At 67.6% G+C, this 14,730-nt stretch carries 14 protein-coding genes; 12 read left to right on the top strand and 2 right to left on the bottom strand.

From position 1 onward, the window contains the following. The first annotated feature begins 160 nt into the window (after positions 1 to 160). Genes J2Y58_RS08210 through J2Y58_RS08200 form a run of 3 tightly spaced genes read left to right on the top strand, consistent with a single transcriptional unit; the run spans position 161 to position 3,997 of the window. Complete coding sequence (locus tag J2Y58_RS08210) at positions 161 to 1,804, top strand: TonB-dependent receptor domain-containing protein (protein WP_310101284.1); 1,644 nt, start codon at positions 161 to 163, stop codon at positions 1,802 to 1,804. Positions 1,805 to 1,829: 25 nt separating this feature from the next. Next, a complete protein-coding gene (locus tag J2Y58_RS08205) occupies positions 1,830 to 2,693 on the top strand; it encodes an alpha/beta hydrolase (RefSeq protein ID WP_310101280.1) in 864 nt (287 codons plus the stop codon). Next, positions 2,693 to 3,997, top strand: a complete 1,305-nt coding sequence (locus tag J2Y58_RS08200) for a family 1 glycosylhydrolase (RefSeq protein WP_310101332.1) — start codon at positions 2,693 to 2,695, stop codon at positions 3,995 to 3,997. Before J2Y58_RS08205 ends, J2Y58_RS08200 begins: the two co-directional genes overlap by 1 nt. Positions 3,998 to 4,187: 190 nt before the next feature. Here J2Y58_RS08200 and J2Y58_RS08195 read toward each other — a convergent pair whose 3' ends face one another. Further along, entirely contained in the window at positions 4,188 to 5,132 is a 945-nt protein-coding gene (locus tag J2Y58_RS08195; RefSeq protein WP_405053079.1) for a helix-turn-helix domain-containing protein, read from the bottom strand. 98 nt (positions 5,133 to 5,230) lie between these two features. On the opposite strand from J2Y58_RS08195, the gene pobA reads away from it, so the two are divergent. Genes pobA through pcaF form a run of 8 tightly spaced genes read left to right on the top strand, consistent with a single transcriptional unit; the run spans position 5,231 to position 12,691 of the window. Continuing rightward, on the top strand, positions 5,231 to 6,418 hold the full coding sequence (pobA, locus tag J2Y58_RS08190) for a 4-hydroxybenzoate 3-monooxygenase (protein WP_310101278.1): 1,188 nt from the start codon (positions 5,231 to 5,233) through the stop codon (positions 6,416 to 6,418). Further along, positions 6,415 to 7,128, top strand: a complete 714-nt coding sequence (locus J2Y58_RS08185) for a CoA transferase subunit A (protein WP_310101275.1) — start codon at positions 6,415 to 6,417, stop codon at positions 7,126 to 7,128. Before pobA ends, J2Y58_RS08185 begins: the two co-directional genes overlap by 4 nt. Next, positions 7,125 to 7,772, top strand: a complete 648-nt coding sequence (locus J2Y58_RS08180) for a 3-oxoacid CoA-transferase subunit B (protein WP_310101272.1) — start codon at positions 7,125 to 7,127, stop codon at positions 7,770 to 7,772. The genes J2Y58_RS08185 and J2Y58_RS08180 overlap by 4 nt, the downstream gene beginning before the upstream one ends. After that, entirely contained in the window at positions 7,769 to 8,485 is a 717-nt protein-coding gene (gene pcaH, locus J2Y58_RS08175; protein ID WP_310101269.1) for a protocatechuate 3,4-dioxygenase subunit beta, read from the top strand. The genes J2Y58_RS08180 and pcaH overlap by 4 nt, the downstream gene beginning before the upstream one ends. After that, positions 8,475 to 9,170, top strand: a complete 696-nt coding sequence (gene pcaG / locus J2Y58_RS08170; RefSeq protein WP_310101266.1) for a protocatechuate 3,4-dioxygenase subunit alpha — start codon at positions 8,475 to 8,477, stop codon at positions 9,168 to 9,170. Before pcaH ends, pcaG begins: the two co-directional genes overlap by 11 nt. Next, on the top strand, positions 9,167 to 10,306 hold the full coding sequence (locus J2Y58_RS08165; RefSeq protein WP_310101263.1) for a lyase family protein: 1,140 nt from the start codon (positions 9,167 to 9,169) through the stop codon (positions 10,304 to 10,306). The genes pcaG and J2Y58_RS08165 overlap by 4 nt, the downstream gene beginning before the upstream one ends. 1 nt (position 10,307) lies before the next feature. Beyond that, entirely contained in the window at positions 10,308 to 11,489 is a 1,182-nt protein-coding gene (gene pcaD / locus J2Y58_RS08160) for a 3-oxoadipate enol-lactonase (RefSeq protein ID WP_310101261.1), read from the top strand. After that, on the top strand, positions 11,489 to 12,691 hold the full coding sequence (gene pcaF, locus J2Y58_RS08155) for a 3-oxoadipyl-CoA thiolase (RefSeq protein ID WP_310101259.1): 1,203 nt from the start codon (positions 11,489 to 11,491) through the stop codon (positions 12,689 to 12,691). The genes pcaD and pcaF overlap by 1 nt, the downstream gene beginning before the upstream one ends. 439 nt (positions 12,692 to 13,130) lie before the next feature. Here pcaF and J2Y58_RS08145 read toward each other — a convergent pair whose 3' ends face one another. Beyond that, on the bottom strand, positions 13,131 to 14,375 hold the full coding sequence (locus J2Y58_RS08145; RefSeq protein ID WP_405053083.1) for a glycoside hydrolase family 27 protein: 1,245 nt from the start codon (positions 14,373 to 14,375) through the stop codon (positions 13,131 to 13,133). On the opposite strand from J2Y58_RS08145, the gene J2Y58_RS20980 reads away from it, so the two are divergent. Beyond that, positions 14,281 to 14,667: a hypothetical protein gene (locus J2Y58_RS20980; RefSeq protein ID WP_405053084.1), complete on the top strand. Its 387-nt coding sequence runs from the start codon at positions 14,281 to 14,283 to the stop codon at positions 14,665 to 14,667. The genes J2Y58_RS08145 and J2Y58_RS20980 overlap by 95 nt on opposite strands. The last annotated feature ends 63 nt before the right edge of the window (positions 14,668 to 14,730 follow it).

Raw genomic sequence — 14,730 nt, 5'->3', positions numbered from 1 at the left:
GGCGGCGCCTCAGCGGGGGCAGCGCTGCGCTGCTTGGGAGGCTACACGCTGCCCCCGCTGCCACGAGGCGTGTCGCACTTCGGCTTGAAACCGCAGGTCGAAGTTCGGCAATCAGATCGTCCAGGGCCTAGTAAACGTGCCGCTTGGCCGGGACGCGGCAGTGCGCGTCTCGGGATTCGGCAATCTGCGGCAGGGCCCAAACCGCAACGCGACGACCGGCGACTTCAACGCCAGCGATCGCTATGGCGGCCGCGCGCGCCTCCTGTGGCGGCCTAGCGAGCGGCTGACGTTCAACCTGATCGGCGACTACAGCCGCTCGCGCGTCGAGAATGGCGGCGACTTCTTCACCTTCATCCGCGCCAGCGGCCCCGGCTCGATCTTGGGCGGCGCGGCGTTCGATGCGACCGGCATCACTGCGCGCCTCGCCGGCTGCGGCGTCATCGTCGGCGAGGGCAACCGCGATTATTGCACCAGCCAATCGTATGTCGGCCGTTCCAAGATCTATGGCGGGTCGTTCCAGATGGATTATGAGGCGGAACCGTTTACGCTGACTTCCGTCACTGCCTACCGCCGCAGCGAGGAAACCGGCTTCGGCGCCGCCAGCAACGTGTTCCGCGGCGACCCGCTCGAGCTGCAGGTGGCCAACGGGCCGGTGAACCGGCGCACGAGCCTGTTCACGCAGGAATTCCGCGCATCGTCGCCCGCCAACCAATTCGTGGAATACACCGTAGGTGCGTTCTTCTCGCGCCAGATCCAGAACCGAAGCCCCGAGACGCTGGCGGTGACGCTGATTCCCACCCCCGACGTGCGCATCCCGATCGTGCGCCAGTCGGGCGCCGATGACCGGATCATGGACGAATCGCTGGCGGCGTTCGGCCAGGCGACCTTTCACATGGCCGCCGCCTTTCGCCTGATCGCCGGCGGTCGCTTCACCAGTGCCAAGCTGTCGCTCGATCGCGTCAACGTCGCGACGCCGACCACGCCACTTTACCAACGGCTGAGCAGCGAGGTGGTGTCCTACCGCTTCGGCGGGCAATATGATCTCGGCCCCAACGCGATGCTCTATGCGACCGCGTCGCGCGGTTTCAAGGGCGGCCAGGTCGCGACGCCGGCGCTGCCGCTGCTTCCCTATGTCGTGCGCCCCGAAATACCGACTGCTTACGAGGCAGGTATCAAGGCGACACTGCTGCGGGGCTGGGTCCTCGATCTCAATGCCTTCTATCAGAAGATCAAGGACTTCCAAGCGCAGCAGTGCACGATCGACGCCACCAGCACGCTGTCGTGCGTGCAGACCAACATCAGCGGCGTGACGTCGCGGGGTGCGGAGATCAACTTGTTCGGCCGTGTGGTGGACGGGCTGTCGATCAACACCGGCTTCATCTGGGCGAAAGCGACCTATCCCAAGAACTTCCTGGGCACCGACAACACCGATATCGGCGGCACCCAGCTGGCCTATGCGCCGGAATACAAATTCACCTTCTCCGGCGAGTACGAGCAGCAGGTCGCCAGCGGCTTCAAGGCCTTCCTGGCCGGCGACACGGTGTGGAAATCGCGGGTGCGCTACGAGGCGAATTCGCGACCCGAGACGACGTTCCGGCCGCACTGGCTGGTCGGAGGCCGTGTCGGCGTACGGACCGAGGACGACCGCTATCAACTCGCCGTTTTCGCGCGCAACCTGTTCAACGTGCACGAGCCGCAGCTGCTGCAAAGCGACTTTCCCTACGGCGGCAGCGCGAACGTCGGTGCGATCTACGGCACCCAGTCCTTTCGTCAGATCGGGCTGAGCCTGGACGCGAAGTTCTAGGCCGTATGACTCGCGGGAGAGGGACATGATGCAGCCGACCGGAGAGCGCGACGCCATCGCCGTCTGGGGCGACACCCTAAAACCGTCGGCACTGGCGGGCGTGCGGGATTTGTTCCGGCAGGAGCAGGAGCGGCTGGCGGCGGCGCAACCGGCCGCCGCCACCGATCTGGCCTACGGCCCGGATGCGCGTCACAGGCTCGATGTCTATCGATCCGATGACGGTGGCGAACACCCGCGGCCTGTGCTGCTGTGGGTGCACGGCGGCGGCTTCCTCCGCGGCGAGAAGGCGTCGCCCGAGCACCCGTACAATGCGCATGCCGGCCGCTGGGCGGCCCGGCACGGCATGGTCGGTGCGGTGATGAACTATCGCCTCGCGCCGGACCATGTCTGGCCGGCTGGAGGCGAGGATGTCGGTGCCGCGCTCGACTGGCTGGCCGCACATGTCGCGACATTCGGTGGCGATCCGCAGCGGATCGTCGTGGTCGGTACGTCCGCGGGCGCGGCGCACATCGCGACCCATCTGCACCTGCGCAATGGAACGTCGCCTGCGGCCGGGGCGGTCCTGCTGTCCGGGCTCTACGGCTTTGCACCACTGGAGGAGCGGGACCGGCTCTACTTCGGGACATCGGTCCACGACGCCGATCGCAGTGACGCGGTTGCCATGACCGCAACCAAGCTCCCGTTGCTGCTCGCCTGCGCGCAATACGACCCGCAGCGGTTCCAGGCCGAAACGATCGGCCTGGTTGCGGCCCGCTTCGCACGCCACGGCCGGCTGCCGCGGTCCTTCTATGGTTCCGGCCACAACCATTTCAGCCTGGCCTATCATCTCGGCACCTCGGACACGCGGTTGGCCGACGAGATCCTTGCCTTCATCGGAGACCTGTCATGATCATCGATCGCCGCGGCTTCGTCGCCGCCACCGCAACGACGTCCGCCATGCCCGCGCTCGCGCGGACGGGCGGATCGGGAGCCTTCCCCAAGGGCTTTCTGTGGGGCGCCTCGACGGCGGGTCACCAGATCGAGGGCAACAACGTCAACAGCGATCAGTGGCTGTTAGAGAACGTCACCCCGACGATCACGGGCGCCCGATCGGGCGATGCGGTCAACAGCTTCGAGCAGTGGCCCGCCGATCTCGACATGGTGACGGCGATCGGCCTCAACAGCTATCGCTTCAGCCTGGAATGGCCGCGCATCGAGCCCGACGAGGGCCAGTTCTCACGCGCGATGCTGGATCATTACAAGCGAATCATCGAGGCCTGCCGCGCGCGCGGCATCACGCCGGTGCTCACCTTCAACCATTATACCACGCCCCGCTGGTTCGCGGCGCGGGGCGGCTGGCTGCATCCGCAGTCACCGGCGTTGTTCACCCGTTTCTGCGAGCGTGCCGCGCGGCACCTGGCGGCGGATGTCGGGATGGCGACGACCCTCAACGAGCCGAACCTCGCCAAGCTGCTGCGATTGGTCTTGCCGCCGCAGTTCATGGGCGGATTGCGGGCCAATCTCGCCGCCGCAGCGCGGGCGGCGAACGTGCCAAGCTTCGTCGTCGCCAACACCGTGTTGCCCGAGGACGTCCCGGGGGTCACCGCGAACATGCTGAAGGGGCACAAGAGCGCGCGGGGTGCAATCAAGTCGGTGCGTCCGGACCTGCCGGTCGGGGTCAGCCTCGCAATGGCCGACGACCAAGCCGTAGGGCCGAACAGCCTGCGCGACGCCAAGCGCGCCGAACTGTACGGCGAATGGCTCGACGCGGCGAAGCACGACGATTTCGTCGGCGTTCAGAACTATGAGCGCAACCTCTGGGACGCGAAGGGCAAGGTCGACGCACCGCCGGGCGGCCTGCGCAACTTTCGCGGCGCGGAGGTCTATCCGCCCTCGCTCGCCGGCGCGGTCCGCTATGCGCACCAGGCGACCGGCGTGCCGGTACTGGTCAGCGAACATGGGGTCGGCACGAATGACGACAGCGTGCGCGCGGCACTGATCCCCGCGGCGCTGCGCGAGCTGAAGGTGGCAATGGACGAGGGCGTACCGGTGAAGGGCTATCTGCACTGGTCGCTGCTCGACAATTACGAATGGGGCGTCGGGTTCGACCAGGGCCCGTTCGGCCTGTGCGCCGTCGATCGCACCACCTGGAAGCGGACGCTCAAGCCGAGCGCCGCGGTGTATGGCGCCATCGCACGGCGTAACGCGCTGTGAAGGCGGTGCCGGCGGCAACCGCCGCCTTGATCCCTACCTCGGTCTGCGCGCAAGGACCGGGCGTCGCGACCCCGAGGCGCTTACGTAATCGGGCGCTGGCCAGATCGGGTCGGTGCATCCGTGCGGTGTCGCAGCCGGGCGGGCTCGGCATCTGATCGTCGGCCGGAGGAGTGCGTTGCCTCGCGCGCAGTCACCTCCGCCTGGGCGCGGCCGATGCGTCCGTTCCGCGCAGTCGCCGGGCGCGGAAGTCTCGCGGCGAGCAGCCTTCGTGCCGGGTGAAGAAGCGCGAGAAATAGGCGGGATCGGCCATGCCGATCGCATAGCCGACCTCCGCGACCGAAAGGTTGGTATACAGCAGCGCGCGCCGCGCCTCGAGCATCGCCCGATCGTCGAGCATTGCCGCCGGGGACAGCGCCGCCACCCGTGCACAGGCGACGCGCAGGCGGCTCTCGCTGCTGCCCAGCGCCTTGGCATGGACAGCGATGGGCTCGCGCAGGCGGAAGCGTTCGTCGATGCGGGCGCGGAACCCGGCGACCAGCGCGTGATGCGGCCCTGGCGACTGCGGTGCGCCGCCGTCCGGCATGCCCGTCGCCCGCAGCGCCTCTACCAGCACCGACAGAAGTGCGGCATCTACCGCGGCGCGATGGCCGGGCGCAGCCCAGCCCAATTCGCGCATCAACGTATCGAGGCCGCGGCGAATCGCCGCCGCCGCCATCGCCTCCAGCGCGATGGCGCGCGGCGTGGCGAAGATGTCGATCAGCCCAGCGTATCGCGTTCCCAGCAGTTCGAGGTGACGAACACCCAGGGTAACGACCGCGCCCGCGGAATCCTGGTGCCAGTCGAAGCCATGCACCACGCCTGCGGGGATGATCAGCAGCATCGGCGGGGCGATCGCCGTCACCTGCGCCTCCGCCTGGATGGTTCCGCCGCCCCGTTCGACCAGAAAGATCTGCACCAGGTCGGCGTGGGCATGCGGAAGGATCGTCCATTCGCTGGGTCGGGACCGATCGTCGAGCAATTCGGCATGGACGAACCCGTCAGCGACCGCGCGATGGGGCTCGCCGTACAGATAGAAGCTGGGAACCGAGGCCACCACGATCGATCGACTGTACCGGATATCGCGCGGATCGTCCAACTATTCGGACGCCATAGCCATCGCCGCCGCGTTTCAGGCGCCGCATCATGACGGCCAGGATGCGACGGTCTTCATGGATCGCACGGGGAGAGGCTGGAATGCGGCACCGTACGCAGGTGGCGATCATCGGGGCAGGGCCGGCAGGCATGTTCCTTGCGCATATGCTCGCGATGGAGGGCATCGACGCGCTCGTCATCGAGCGGCGCGACCGCGCCTATGTCGAGGAGCGGGTGCGTGCGGGCGTGCTCGAGCAGGGCACCGTCGAATTGATGCGGCGGCTCGGACTGTCCGACCGGCTGGAGCGCGATGGCCTGGTCCATGGCGGCACCAATGTCGTGCTCGACGGGCGGCTGTTCCGGATCGACATGACTGCCCTGACTGGGGGTGCGACCGTCACCGTCTATGGCCAGCAGGAGGTGATGCGCGACCTGTTCGACGCGGCCGAGTCGCGCGGGCTGCCGATCGTCTGGAACGCGAGCGACGTGGCGCTGTCGGGGCTCGACGGAGCGCAGCCGCAGGTGGCATGGCGGCAGGACGGCGTCGAGGGGCGGGTCGACTGCGACTTCGTCGTCGGATGCGACGGCTATCACGGGGTGAGCCGGGCGGCCATCCCGGCGGACGTGCTGCGGACGTTCGAGCGCGTTTATCCGTTCGGCTGGCTCGGCCTGCTGGCCGACGTGCCGCCCGCGGATCACGAATTGATCTACGCCAATCACGAACGCGGCTTCGCGCTCGCCTCGATGCGCTCGCGGACGCGCAGTCGCTATTACATCCAGTGCGCGCTCGACGAGGATGTCGCCGACTGGTCCGACGACCGCTTCTGGGACGAACTGTGCCTGCGGCTTGGCGACGAGACCGCCGCAAAGGTAACGCGCGGCCCGTCGTTCGAGAAGTCGGTCGCGCCGCTGCGCTCCTTCGTCGCCGAACCGATGCGCTGGGGGCGGCTGTTCCTGGCAGGCGATGCCGCGCATATCGTGCCGCCGACGGGGGCGAAGGGGATGAACCTTGCCGTGTCGGACGTGACGATGCTGGGCGCGGCGCTGACCGAACATTATCGCGAGCGATCCGACGCCGGCATCGATCATTATTCGGCCCGCGCGCTCGCACGGGTGTGGAAGGCCGAACGGTTTTCCTGGTGGTTCACCTCGGTAACCCACCGTTTTCCGACCATGGATGGTTTCGACCGGCGAATACAGATGGCCGAACTCGACTACCTGCGCGGCTCGCTCGCCGCGCAGCGTACCCTCGCCGAGAACTACGTCGGTCTACCGCTGGAGGCAGCATGAAGAGCAAGGTGTACGACAGCCCGGCGGCGGCGTTGGACGGGCTATTGTTCGACGGCATGACGATCATGTCGGGCGGCTTCGGCCTGTCGGGCAATCCCGAGAGCCTGATCCCCGAGATCCGCGCGCGCGGGGTGAAGGGGCTGACCGTCATCTCCAATAATGCGGGGGCCGATGGGTTCGGCCTGTGGGTGCTGCTCGAAAGCCGGCAGGTGGCGAAGATGATCTCCAGCTATGTCGGTGAGAACAAGCTGTTCGAACAACAGTATCTGTCTGGCGAACTGGCGCTAGAGTTGAACCCGCAAGGGACGCTGGCCGAACGGATCCGGGCAGGGGGCGCGGGCATTCCGGCCTTCTACACCAAGACCGGGGTCGGCACCGTCGTCGCCGAGGGCAAGCCGGTCGAGACGTTCGACGGCGAGGACTATGTCCGCGAGACGTGGCTGCGCGCCGATCTGTCGATCGTCAAGGCGTGGAAAGCGGATCCGGCAGGCAACCTGATCTTCCGCAAGACCGCGCGCAACTTCAACCCGAACATGGCGACGGCCGGCAAGGTGACCGTCGTGGAGGTCGAGGAGATCGTCGAAGCGGGCGCGCTCGATCCCGATCACATTCATACCCCGGGCATCTATGTCGACCGCATCGTGCCGAGCACGATCAACGAGAAGCGGATTGAAAAACTGACCACCCGCGCGAGGGAGAATGCGGCATGAGCTGGACCCGCGACGACATGGCGGCCCGCGCCGCGCAGGAATTACGCGACGGCTATTACGTCAACCTCGGCATCGGTATCCCGACGCTCGTCGCCAACCATGTGCCTGCCGGCGTGGATGTGACGCTCCAGTCGGAGAACGGGCTGCTCGGCATCGGACCGTTCCCGTATGAGGGTGAGGCGGACCCGGACCTCATCAACGCCGGCAAGCAGACGGTGACGGTGCTGCCGACCTCGAGCTTCTTCTCCAGCGCCGACAGCTTCGCGATGATCCGTGGCGGCCATATCGATATGGCCGTGCTCGGCGCGATGGAGGTGAGCGTCGCCGGCGATATCGCCAACTGGACCATTCCCGGCAAGATGGTGAAGGGTATGGGCGGCGCGATGGATCTGGTCGCGGGCGTCAAGCGCATCGTCGTGGTCATGGACCATGCCAGCAAAAGCGGCAGCCCGAAGATCCTGCCTCAATGCACGCTGCCGCTGACCGGGAAGGCCTGCGTCGACCTGATCGTCACCGATCTGTGCGTGATGGCGTGCGCCAAGCCCGGTCTGCGGCTGATGGAATTGGCGCCCGGGGTGACCCTTGACGAGGTGCGGGCGAAGACCGGCGCGCCCTTCACCGTGGCCACGGAGATCGCGGCATGAGCGGGGTGATCGGCTATGCCCGCGACGATGCGGGGGCGCCGCCGTCGCTGGTGTCCGACTATCGGTCGACGGTGATCCGCGCGCCGCATCAGGCGCCTATCGTGCTGCCGCCGACGCTGACCGAGACGACGGGGCCGGGCGGTTGCTGGGACCGGTTGATGGGGCCGGCGCTCGCCGACCTCACCACGCAGCATGCCGGCGTGCCGCAGGGGCAGCGGATCATCGTCGCTGGCCGCGTGCTCGACGAGGCGGGGCGTCCTGTGCCGGACACGGTGATGGAGATCTGGCAGGCCAATGCGTCCGGGCGCTACATCCATGCCCACGACCAATGGGATGCTCCCCACGATCCCAATTTCACCGGTGCCGGCCGCGTCGTCACCGACGCCGAGGGACGCTACCGCTTCGTCACGGTACGGCCGGGTGCGTATCCCTGGGGCAACCACAAGAACGCGTGGCGGCCGGCGCACATCCATCTGTCGCTGCTCGGCCCCGCCTTCGCGACGCGGCTGGTGACGCAGCTCTATTTCCCCGACGACCCGCTGATCGAGATCGATCCGATCGCCAATGCGGTGCCGCTGCCCTATCGCCAGCGCATGGTCGCGCGGTTCGACATGGACGCGACCGAGCCCAATTGGGCGCTCGGCTACCGGTTCGACGTCGTGCTCAAGGGACGCGAGCAGACGCCGTTCGAGGAGGATCACCATGACGATTGATCCCGCCGACCTCCGCCCCGCGGCGCGCGCCGACAATCAGGACCCGGCCCTGTTCGGCCAGACGCCCAGCCAGACGGTCGGGCCGTTCTTCCACTACGGCCTGCCGTGGAAGGGTGGTGCCGACCTGGTGGGCCGGTCCGACATGGGCGCGCGCCCCGAATTGATACCCGAGGCGCACTACGTGCTCAACCTGTCCGCCCCGACCGGCACCCCCTGCGGCGAGGTGATCGAGATCACGGGGCGCGTCCTCGACGGAAGGGGTGCACCGGTGCCCGATGCAATGATCGAGTTGTGGCAGGCGAATGCTGCCGGCCGCTATCGCAGCGTCGACGATCCGCGTGACGAAGTGCCGATCGACCCGCACTTCGTCGGCTTCGGGCGCGCCGCGACCGGGCAGGATGGCCGCTACCGCTTTCGCACGATCCGGCCGGGGCGGGTACCGGGGCCGGGCAACAGCCTGCAGGCGCCCCATATCGCGCTGTCGATCTTTGCGCGCGGCGTTATCAAGCGGCTGGCGACCCGCCTGTACTTTCGAGACGCCGATAGCAATGACGACGATCCCGTACTGGCGCTGGTACCGGCCGAGCGTCGCGACACGCTGATCGCCCGGTGCACGGCGCCGGGCGAATGGACGCTCGACCTGGTCTTGCAAGGCGAGCGCGAGACGGTGTTTTTCGACCTGTGAGCGACCTGCTGCGCCTCCGCCCCGCCGCGACGCCGGCGATGATCGCCGTGTTCGACGATGCTGCGGTAATCGCCCACGCCTGCGCGTTCGAGGTCGCGCTGGCCCGCGCGCAGGCGGCGCATGGCCTGATCCCGGACGCCGTCGCCGCGGTGATCGCGAGCGGCGTGGCAACCCATCAGATCGATGCCGCCTTGCTGGCGGACGAGGCAGCACTGGCTGGAACGCTCGCCATTCCACTGGTGGCGCGCCTGCGCGGCATGCTGCCAGACGAGGCCGCGGCCGCGCTGCACGGTGGCGCCACCAGCCAGGACGTCGCCGACACCGTGCTGATGCGGCAGGTCAAGGCCGCGTGTCGCCTGTTGGCGGCGGACGCGCACCGGCTCTACGCGGCACTGGCGCGGCAGGCGTGGCTGCACCGCGACACGCCGGCGATCGGACGCACGCTGTTGCAGGACGCGCTGCCGGTCGCATTCGGCCTGCGCCTGGCCCAGGCCGCGGCGGGGATCGGCGAGGCGCTGGCCCAGCTCGACGCCGCGGTCGCGCGTCATGCGGTCGTCCAACTCGGCGGCGCGGCGGGGACGCGCCGCGGCATGCATGACCGCGGTCGCGCGGTCGCCGATCACATGGCGGCGGCGCTGGACCTTGTCGCCGGACCGCCGTGGCACGCACGCCGGACCGGGACCGTCGCGATCGGTGCCGCGGTCGGCCTGTTGATCGGCGCGATCGGCAAATGCGCCCGCGACGTGTCGCTGCTCGCACAGAACGGCGTCGGTGAGGCGCAGGAGCCGCTCGTCGACGGGCGTGGCGGCAGTTCGGCGATGGCGCACAAGCGCAATCCTACCGGATGCCAGGTCGCGCTGTCCGCCGCGATCCGGGCGCCGGGGCTCGTCGCCGCGCTGCTGGCCGGCATGCCGCAGGAGCAGGAGCGCGGTTTGGGCGGATGGCAGGCGGAAGGACCGGTGATCGCCGACCTGTTCCTGCTCGCCGCGGGCAGTGCGGCGGCGATGGCGGCGGTGGCCGAGGGGCTGGACATCGACGCCGGCGCAATCGCGTGCAATCTCGCGGCAGCGGGCATGGATGAGGACATTGGCGAGAGCGCGGCGATCATCGCCGAACTGCTGGGGCAAAAGGACTGACATGGCCTTCACGACGCGCGACGGGGTGCGGCTGCACTGGCGAATGGACGGCGCGGCGAATCGGCCGGTGCTGGTGCTGCTCAACTCGATCGGAACGGATCTCAGCCTATGGGATCGTACGGTGCCGTTGCTGCTCCCCGCCTTCCGGCTGCTCCGCATCGACACGCGCGGCAGTGGTGGGTCGGACGCGCCCGGCGGCGATTACGGCCTGGCGATGCTGGCGGCCGATGTCGCCGCGATCATGGACGATGCCGGCGTCGGCTCGGCGGCGGTAGCGGGTGTTTCGCTGGGCGGCATGATCGCGATGCAACTGGCGCTCGATCACCCTTCGCGCGTTGGGGCACTGGCGCTGATTTGCACCTCCGTGACGATGGACTCCGCATCCTGGGCGGCGCGCATCGAGGCGGTCCGCCAGCAGGGTACCGCCTTTATCGCCGACATGGCGGTCGGCCGCCTATTGTCGCCCGCCTTCGCCACGCAGCATCCGGAGATCGCCGACGGTCTGCGCGATGGCATCGTCCGCCAGCCGGACGATGGCTATGCCGGGGCTGGTGCCGCGATCCGCGACATTTCGATCGCTGCGCGGCTGCCGGAGATCGTGGTGCCGACGCTGGTCGTGACGGCGGTGCTCGACGTCTCGACCCCGTTCGCGGGGCACGGGGAGCGGCTGGTCGCAGGCATCCCGGGGGCAATCCATGTCAGCGTCGGCGGCGCGCACCTGCCGCCGATCGAGGCGCCGGCTGCGCTCGCATCGGCGCTGCGCCGCTTCTTTGAGCCGCAGGGCGCCGTCGCCGGGGCGGCCGACACGCTGTTCGAGGCGGGGCTGGTGCATCGTCGGCGCGTTCTCGGCGACGCTTGGGTCGACGCCAGCCTCGCCCGGCGCACGCCGCTGACCCACGACTTTCAGGCGATGATTACCCGCATCGCCTGGCACGAAATCTGGGGACGGCCAGGGCTCGACGACCGCACGCGCCGGCTGATCGTCCTCGCGATCACCTGTGCGTTGGGGCGCTGGGAGGAATTTGCGCTGCATGTCCGCGCCGGCCTGACGCAAGGCGGTTTCACTCGCGACGAGCTGACGGAGGTCCTGATGCAGGCCGCCATCTATGCAGGCGTGCCAGCGGCCAACACTGCCTTTGCAGAGGCGCAAAAGATCATCGATACGCTGGAACAGGACGCCTGATGACCCACGCCTTTATCTGTGACGCGATCCGCACGCCGATCGGCCGGTTGAATGGCGCGCTGGCCACGATCCGCGCTGACGACCTTGCGGCCATCCCGTTGCGCGCGCTGATCGAACGCAATTCGCACGTCGACTGGTGCGCCGTCGACGACGTGCTGCTCGGCTGTGCGAATCAAGCGGGCGAGGACAATCGCAATGTCGCGCGCATGGCCACACTGCTCGCGGGCCTGCCGGATGTGGTGCCGGGCGCCACGATCAATCGCCTGTGCGGGTCGGGGCTCAACGCGGTCGGCAGTGCGGCGCAGGCGATCCGCAGCGGCGATGCCGAACTGCTGATCGCGGGCGGTGTCGAAAGCATGACCCGCGCACCGTTCGTTATGGGCAAGGCGCAGGGTTCGTTCGATCGTGCCCAGAAGCTGGAGGACACGACGCTCGGCTGGCGCTTCGTCAATCCGCAGATGCGCGAGGCTTACGGCGTCGATTCGATGCCCGAGACGGCGGAGAACGTCGCCGACGAGTGGCGCATCACCCGCGAGGAGCAGGACGTCTTCGCGCTCGCCAGCCAGCAGAAGGCCGCCGCCGCGATCGCCAGTGGTCGGATCGCAGCGGAGATCGTGCCCGTCAGCGTGCCGCAGAAAAACGGCGATCCCGTTATCGTCGAGCGTGACGAGCATCCGCGTGCGACCCGCCTGGAGACGCTGGCCAAGCTGAAGCCGGTGGTTCGCGCCGACGGCACCGTCACTGCGGGCAACGCCTCGGGCCTCAACGACGGCGCGGCCGCGATGCTGGTGGCGAGCGAGGGCGCGGCGTCGCGGCACGGACTGATACCGCGCGCGCGCGTGCTCGGCATGGCGGCGGCGGGGATCGCCCCGAGGGTCATGGGTGCGGGGCCGATCGAGGCGGCGCGCAAGCTGTCCCGGATCACCGGCATCGGCCTCGACCAACTCGACGTCATTGAGCTGAATGAAGCCTTCGCCGCGCAGGCGATCGCGACGCTCCGGGATCTCGGGATCGCGAGCGACGATCCGCGCGTCAATCGTAACGGCGGCGCGATCGCACTCGGCCACCCACTCGGCATGTCGGGCGCGCGGCTCGCGATGAGCGCGGTGGAGGAATTGCACCGCACGCACGGCCGCTATGCCATGGTCTTCATGTGCATCGGCGTGGGGCAGGGTATCGCGCTGATGCTGGAACGCGTCTGACGGCTCGACGAGGACGCCGAATCCGAACCTCGTTGGCTAGACGCCGGTCGCGGTTCTCGCGTTCCAACGCCTTCAGCTTGTCCGCCGATTCGGCCGACACCCCGGCGCGCTCGCCGTTGTCGCCCTCGGTTCTCTTCAGCGCCTCATGCAGCGTCTGTGGCGCGCAGCCGATCTTCTCCGCGACGGGAAACCATCGCCGACCATCGCGACCGAGGTCACGCTCATGATCCGGCACCATCCGCACCGCCCGCTCGCGGGTTTCCGGCGCAAACTTGTTCGTCGTCTAGCCGATACGGGCTCCACCATTTCAGGAGTTGGAGCGTCCGACGGATTCGGGGCGGTTCAGCTTGCGCTGAGTGGTCCATTCGACGGTTGCCGCAATGCTGGCATCTCCGGAAGTCAAGCCGGTGTGCTCACGACCCGAACGGAACGGGCGGAATCAGGCCAGATGGTATAATTCTGCTCCGTGTGGGCGTACCGTGCGGGTCACGCGCCCGCTGGCAGAACCCGCATCACGGCCTGTCCATAGATCGCGCAAGGTCACGCGAGACGGCGCTCCGATCTGTTTCAGATCCATGCCGACTTCCTTGGCCTTGTCTGTGGTGTTGAACAGGGCAAGGTAGAGACCGTGTCCGTCCTCAGGCCGTGCCGACCAGATGCGCGTACCGTCTTCGACGAAATGCGGCCGATTGTCGGTCGAAGCCTGGTTGACCTTTAGCACCTCGCGGTTGGTCAAGAGCGCCAACGTCGGCGCATCGAGATGCCGGAGGTCGCCGCCCATGATGAGCGGGGAACGCGCAATCGACCAAAGGGTCATCAACGTGCGTTGCTCGTCGGGCGTGAACTTGGTGTCGCGCTTGCCCAGCGCCAATCGGCCGAGCGGCAGCATGTCGGCATCGGGCCATGCGCCTGCGCGGCGCCATGGGTTCCAGTTTTCCAAGCGCGTAAACTGCGCTTCCAGCATCGACCATTCGTCCCAGAAGTCGTCGGAGATGCGCCACATCTGCGCATAACGGCGGACATGATCGCCCCGTATCACGGGGGTCTCTCCGGGCGACAGGCTTAGCGTGATTGCACGACCGCTACTGACGATCGCCTCGTGCGCTGCCTCGATCTCCGGCGCGTGCGCGTCGTACGGGCGACTCATGTCGTCCATCTTGACGAAGTCGACGCCCCAGTCGGCATAAAGGCGGAAGATGCTGTTGTAATAGGCCTGCGCGCCCGGCTTGGTCATGTCGACGCCGTACATGTCCGGGTTCCACGAGCAGATGCTGTTCCTGTCGGCGACGTCGGCGGCGCGGTAGCGGGTGCCAAGGATCGGCAGGTTCTTCTTGACCGCCAGCCGCGGGATGCCGCGCATGACGTGGATGCCGAATTTCATGCCCATTGCGTGGATGTCGGCCGCGAGCTTCGTGAATCCCGATCCATCGCGGCTGGACGGAAAGCGGTTCGGTGCCGGGATGACGCGGCCGTAGTCGTCGAGCGATGGCACCGGTGCGGCGTTATATTCGTAGCTCGAGGCCTCGGGCTCGTACCATTGGATGTCGACGGTGAAGATGTCGTAGCCGAACGGTAGCAGCCTGGCACGCATGATCGCCGCGGTCTCGCGCGCCTGTGCCTCGGTAATCGTGGTGGCGAAGCTGTTCCAGCTATTCCATCCCATCGGCGGCCGCGGTGCGCGCAGTCCGCCCGATATGCCTTGCGCTTTGACCGGACCCGAGAGCGTCATTGATGCTGCCATCCCCGCAGCACCCGATGCGAGAATATTCCTGCGACTTACCTGCATGCCTTGGCGCTCCCTTCTCCGCGATGCTCACGTGCGGCACCGTTTCGCGCCATCATACGAGTATCTGCTCATACATTTTCTAATTCCGCAACAGGCGTCAATAAACGACGTAGCCGCTTCTGATCTTCCGTGGCTCAAAGAGCGGCTGCATCTTACTCGTGGCAACAACTGTCTCGAGCAGGGCATTTGATGCCATGGCGTGATCATGATTGATTGGCATTTATGATCGAACTAGACGGTCGGCTGTGCGTCT

This window comes from Sphingomonas sp. BE138 (assembly GCF_031456125.1).
Classification (GTDB): Bacteria; Pseudomonadota; Alphaproteobacteria; order Sphingomonadales; family Sphingomonadaceae; genus Sphingomonas.
The sequence above is the reverse complement of the archived record's forward strand: the minus strand, read 5'-3'. Positions and strand labels throughout refer to the sequence as shown.